Origin of the sequence: Pseudotabrizicola sp., from assembly GCF_030656345.1 — a bacterium.
Taxonomy (GTDB): Bacteria; Pseudomonadota; Alphaproteobacteria; order Rhodobacterales; family Rhodobacteraceae; genus Pseudotabrizicola.
On record NZ_JAUSNR010000028.1, the window covers coordinates 1 to 4,819 of the forward strand.

A 4,819-nucleotide genomic window follows, 5' to 3' on the forward strand; every position below is an offset into this window, starting at 1 on the left:
GCAGAGGCCGTTGGACGCGGGCTGGGACAGACAATCCACGGAGATCAAGGCGACCCTGAAGGCCCGTCAGGAAAGACAAGTCAGGCACCACCGGCGATGAAACCACCTCTGCCAGCAGTCTGGCCAGCTTGCGCCTCCCCCCGCCCCTGCTGCCTCACCGCTCCAGCAACTCCACCGTGGTCAGGTCTGCCAGGGCGATGGAAGGTAAAGGACGATTTTCGAACGAGGGCAGCGATTGAGCCAAGATGCTGGTCGAGCTTGGCTGAGACTCCATCATAACCCGCGCAACTCGATGATGATCTGACGGTAAGGCCCTTGCCCTCGCTCACCGCCCCAATACCTGCCGCAACAATGATCACTTGGCAAAGTCCTGTCGAAACCCGGGGCCATCCAGCCGCTGAAATCCTCACGCAGCAGCGGTCGACGAATGGCGAATGCCGCCCGTGCCAAACTATGCCAGCCAAATGCAAACACCCCCCGACGAAACCGCAGGAGGGTGCTAAAGGGTCAGGAATTTCCAGTCGGCTTGCGGGGTGCCCGCGTCAGTCGATCGCCTTAAAGATCTCGCCTGCCTCGGGATGGTCGCCCGCGAACTCGTAGAGCCGCATGTAGGCTTCGGACAGTTGGTCGGCCTCATGCCGGAACGAGAGATGGGACAGCGCAAAGAGGGTGGCGATGATCCCGGCGGCCTCGGCCGAAACCTCGCCCATGTAGCCGTTGGTCTCGCAGAAGATGCGGAACCTCTTGTCAGAGTAGGGCGACATGAACAGAGGCTGGCCGTCCCGCTCGTGGAAATGCCAGAGACCACCGGTGTAATCGTCGGGGGCCAGCCAGGACATGAACTGATAGACGGCGCGCTCGCCGATCAGCATCAGGGCGGGGCTGAAGAGCGCGGGCAAGAATGCCATGCGCCGCGCCTCGAGCACGAGGGTGGCAGGTTTCAGGGGGGTTGCAGCTTGGGTCATCGGAAATCCTCCGGATCAGGGGTGAATTGCGCGCGCCGGCGGCTCTCTCGACCCACCCGAACACGTCGATTTCCAACGCAACTCCCCCTCTCTTGCGGTCGCGGAGTTGATTTTGTTCTCTATATGTTCTATATTTGAGAGACGATCCAAATGGGAGATCCATCATGGAAGCTGCCAGCTTCGCTCTGCCCGCCACCGAACGCCAGATCGCCTATGCGCGGTCGCTGGCGCTCCGGAACCAGAGCCTGTTGCCTTGGGAAGTTCAGCAAGACCGCCGCTCTCTCAGCGCCTGGATTGAGTCGCAGGCGAAGTTGAAGCCTGCGGACACCAGCCATCCAACCTCCAAGCAGGTCGCCTTTGCCGAACGGCTTGCGCGGATCAAACGCCGCGCCGTGCCAGACGAATGCTTTCGGGACCGGCAGTTGCTGTCGCGCTGGATCGACAGCAACCGCTGAGGGACAACCGGGGCCCGGGACGGGGATGGGCGGATTTCGGGACGGCTATCTGAACCGTCGACCTTCCTCCGTGAAGGTATAGCCGCCCACGACCAGCGTCTCGTCCACGGCCTCGTCCGATGTCAGGTAGTCGTATTCGTGCTCAAGCTGGCGGTAGAGCCAATTGGCGAGATCGCGCAGGGCATCGGTGACAATGGACTCGGCATCGCCGATGACCTCAACCGCGGCCGCACTGTCCCGGGACACAGAGACCGCCATGGTGAAGGCATGGTAGTAGTTGCCGCGATGCGTGACCTCGGCGCGCAGCTGGTAGAAATTCTGCCGCTGCGCCGCCTGCAAGGTCTCCGCGATCCGGTGCAGGGTCTTGTCCTTCGGCGCATAGGCGCGAAGTTCGGCGGCGGCGGATTTCCGGTAAGAGTACCAGCCCTCCCAACAAGCACCATCGCCCTGCGACCAGAAGCCGCTGAACCAGATGCAAGCGTCCTGCCGGGTGCGACCGCCGATAAGGCGAGTGGTCCAGGTCTTCACGCGGATGCCGAGGATTTCCGCGATGTGCTGGAAGTCCTCATAGACAACATCATACCAGTCATGGTCGAAACCGCCCTCGCGATACCAAGCGCGGGCACTGTCCTTGGCGCCCTCGGGAAGTTCATCGATCCGATAGACGGTCGTTGCGATCAATTGGGGCATGAGCGTGTCCCTGTCTTGTATGGCCCCGCAGAACGGCCGGGGCGAGTTTCCGGAAGGGGCGAAGATCAGGCCACCAGAGCGTGATCGACTGCAGCGGCTGCAAGGTCGCGCCAAAACGGCTCGACCAGTCGGCCTTCCAGCGAGCGGGCGCGGGTGAGCAGCGCAGCTGCCGACGCGGGATCGCCGACGTCGGTCGTCGCGCGGGCCGCGGCTCGAAGCCCGCAGGCGTCTGCCACCACGCGCCGCGCCTCGGCATCGCTGTCGACCGGGGCGCACCAATGGATCAGGCCTGCCTGTACGTCACCTGACAGCACGAGGCTGTGCTCGGCATCGAGGATGGCGATGAACTGCGGCACCAGACGCAGGGCCGCATCTTGGCCTGCGTCGATCTGGCCGGAAGCGACAGCTTTGCGGGCCACGACCATGGCCGCCGCGAGGTCACCGCAGCTGCCGAGATCAACCTCGCGCTCAAAGCGCAGCTGATCGATCGCCGGATCGTCCCAATGCGCGCGGCATAGGCAGCTGACGCGCAGGGGCAAGCGGTCCGCGAGGCGCAGATGGGCAAGAACCTCGCTGATCAAGTTGTCGCCGGGGCCATGGAAGGCGGTTTGGGGGATGGGTGCGGTCATCTGGATCACTCCGCGACGGGCGGCAGGAGACTCTCTCCCACCCTGAAACCCGTCACGGAATAACCCGCCCATCTCTCCCTTTGGCGGGTGCCTGACCGAGAAGCCCTGCACCCGCCATCTGGGGATCACCCCCCTGCCCTGCCCTGCCCCGCCAGCCGATGAAACTCGACGGGCCGTCATAGACGGCATGGCGGGCCTCATCGATGGCGAAACCGAAGGCCCCAACTTTGTAGTCCCCAGAGGGGACAAGGAAGCGACGCTCCTCGGTTTGGGGATCGCGCCGTCCGCCGCGCGTGGCAATCACCTCGGTGAAACCGCGATGCTGGTCGGAATAGATCGCCGAGATCACGACCCAGTCTTTCGCATGATCGCGGGCAAAGGCTTCGCCGTCGCGCGTGCGGGATTCACCACGGCGCAGCGCCCGGCCATGGATCGCCTCCCAGGCATCCGGCCAGTTGTGGCGCAGGGTCTCTTCGGCTTGGCGCCGCTCAAGCCCAGTAAAGAGATCCGGCCAGGCGGTCGCGACAGCGGCCCAAGCGGGATCCTCTTCGTAGTAACCACCGGCGTTCCGCAGCTGGGGATGGACTTGGGCATTGCGATCCACCGTCAGGTGGAACCCGCCATGGCCGGAGGTCGAGTGGAAAAACACGCCCTCGCCGTAGCGAACCGCGCCCTGCGATGGTCCCCAGGGCGTGTTGGCATGGGCGCGGAACTCCTGCCGACCGAGGGTGGCCTTCTCGCCTTCATGCTCGGCCTGTTCCTGAACGAGGGCGCGGAAAGCGGCCTCGTCAGCAACATCGCCGCCATGGCCGTAGAAGTCGGACCGCTTCCAGTCCGACAGGGGCTTGGAGAGACGCCAGCCGCTGCCCAGGAAATACCGGCTATCAGCCGTACGGATCATGGCATAGGCGGCATCGCCGATCCGGGCGACGATCAGGCCATCGGCACTGCGACCGAATTCCGGGACGGGGAAAGAGGTGGGGTTGCGGGAAGGAACAGCCGTGTTCATGCGACAAGCGCCTCCACCGCGTCGATGTCTTCGCCGTTCAGCGCAGCAGTCAGCCATTCATGGGTGCTGATCCAGCCAATACTTTTGCGCGCGCGAAGATCGACGAAATGCGCTCCGCCGCCAAACGCCTCCAGCCGGGGCCGGGAACAGGTGTGGGCATAGTCGAAACCCCAGAGGCCGGCGAGGTCGAGATCCTCCGCGAGGCGCAGCACGAAGCGGATGACGCCTTCGACGTCACCCTGCCCGTCGTCCTGGAACCAGAGGATAGAACTGCCGGGACCATCCTGCAGCGACAGCGCAAAACCCGAGAACTCCGGATCATCCGAGGCCTCGTCTTCCTCGCGCAAGCGCAGGATGAGGTCTAGCGCCGCAATTGCTTTTTCAGCCGTGCCCACGTCCAGGACGCAAGAGAAGTGTGTGAAATAGTCAGCCACGATGGGCTCCTTTCAGAATGAAAAACCCGAGGCCCCTTCGGCCGGGTCAGGTTGGGTTGCGATTGGGGGGAGAAATCAGCTCGCTTCTGCGGGCTGAGGGACTTCGGCGGCGGCCTGCGCCGCGGAATGGGCCTGCAAGAGGTCGCGGTAATAGCGCTTTCGCGCGTCTCGCCAGCTGCGGACCGCGAGCGTGTCGGGATGCAACCGGCGGATCGCTGTGCGGACGACCGTGAGGGGAGAGGCTTCAGGCGGAAGACCGAGGTTCTGATATACCCGGCTCATGTCAGATGACCTCCCGCATGGGGCTAGCGAGATGCGGATCGACCTCGGCCTCGATCTTCTGGGTCCGGCCCATCCAAGGCTCGGCCCGGATCGACCGCGCCCAATCAGCAAAGCTCGGGATAAAACCCAGATCTTCACGGACATGTTGCTCGCCGACCCAACGGGTCGGGATGACCCGGCCTGACGACAGGGTCAGCGTTTTCCCGTGAACCTGCTCAGCCATTATATAGACAGAGTCGGTCAAAACCGACTTCGGGCGTATCGTGGCAGGCGATTTAGACTCAGTCGGAGATGCGCCATGGTGGATGCAAAGCTTGAAGGCGCAGGCCCTGATCCATCTTCGTTCGCCGCAACC

7 protein-coding genes are annotated in these 4,819 nt (G+C 63.7%); 1 reads left to right on the forward strand and 6 read right to left on the reverse strand.

The annotated features are described in order from the left end of the window. Positions 1-542: 542 nt before the first annotated feature. A complete protein-coding gene (locus tag Q7J44_RS17370) occupies positions 543-965 on the reverse strand; it encodes an antirestriction protein (protein WP_304882065.1) in 423 nt (140 codons plus the stop codon). A 164-nt stretch (positions 966-1,129) separates the two neighbouring features. Here Q7J44_RS17370 and Q7J44_RS17375 point away from each other — a divergent pair, with 164 nt between their 5' ends. Further along, the gene (locus tag Q7J44_RS17375) at positions 1,130-1,420 is read left to right on the forward strand and encodes a hypothetical protein (protein ID WP_304882067.1); all 291 of its coding nucleotides are present in this window, start codon (positions 1,130-1,132) and stop codon (positions 1,418-1,420) included. 45 nt (positions 1,421-1,465) lie between these two features. Here Q7J44_RS17375 and Q7J44_RS17380 read toward each other — a convergent pair whose 3' ends face one another. From Q7J44_RS17380 to Q7J44_RS17405, 5 genes are all read right to left on the reverse strand, one after another. Next, positions 1,466-2,110 (reverse strand): antitoxin of toxin-antitoxin stability system, encoded by a 645-nt coding sequence (locus Q7J44_RS17380; RefSeq protein ID WP_304882069.1) that lies wholly within the window; start codon positions 2,108-2,110, stop codon positions 1,466-1,468. Between the two features lie 65 nt (positions 2,111-2,175). After that, positions 2,176-2,739 carry a hypothetical protein gene (locus tag Q7J44_RS17385; RefSeq protein ID WP_304882071.1) on the reverse strand — a complete coding sequence of 188 codons (564 nt, stop codon included), beginning with the start codon at positions 2,737-2,739 and terminating at the stop codon, positions 2,176-2,178. A gap of 52 nt (positions 2,740-2,791) precedes the next feature. After that, positions 2,792-3,748, reverse strand: coding sequence for a hypothetical protein (locus tag Q7J44_RS17390; protein WP_304882073.1), 957 nt, complete (start codon positions 3,746-3,748; stop codon positions 2,792-2,794). Further along, a complete protein-coding gene (locus Q7J44_RS17395; protein ID WP_304882075.1) occupies positions 3,745-4,182 on the reverse strand; it encodes a hypothetical protein in 438 nt (145 codons plus the stop codon). The genes Q7J44_RS17390 and Q7J44_RS17395 overlap by 4 nt, the downstream gene beginning before the upstream one ends. 283 nt (positions 4,183-4,465) lie before the next feature. Further along, positions 4,466-4,798: a hypothetical protein gene (locus Q7J44_RS17405; protein WP_304882079.1), complete on the reverse strand. Its 333-nt coding sequence runs from the start codon at positions 4,796-4,798 to the stop codon at positions 4,466-4,468. Positions 4,799-4,819: the final 21 nt, after the last annotated feature.

What these genes read in the sequence shown, in the direction of transcription:
- Q7J44_RS17390 (WP_304882073.1), bottom strand. Translation starts at nt 3,748, where the DNA reads ATGAACACGGCTGTTCCTTCCCGCAACCCCACCTCTTTCCCCGTCCCG.
- Q7J44_RS17375 (WP_304882067.1), top strand. Translation starts at nt 1,130, where the DNA reads ATGGAAGCTGCCAGCTTCGCTCTGCCCGCCACCGAACGCCAGATCGCC.
- Q7J44_RS17385 (WP_304882071.1), bottom strand. Translation starts at nt 2,739, where the DNA reads ATGACCGCACCCATCCCCCAAACCGCCTTCCATGGCCCCGGCGACAAC.
- Q7J44_RS17370 (WP_304882065.1), bottom strand. Translation starts at nt 965, where the DNA reads ATGACCCAAGCTGCAACCCCCCTGAAACCTGCCACCCTCGTGCTCGAG.
- Q7J44_RS17380 (WP_304882069.1), bottom strand. Translation starts at nt 2,110, where the DNA reads ATGCCCCAATTGATCGCAACGACCGTCTATCGGATCGATGAACTTCCC.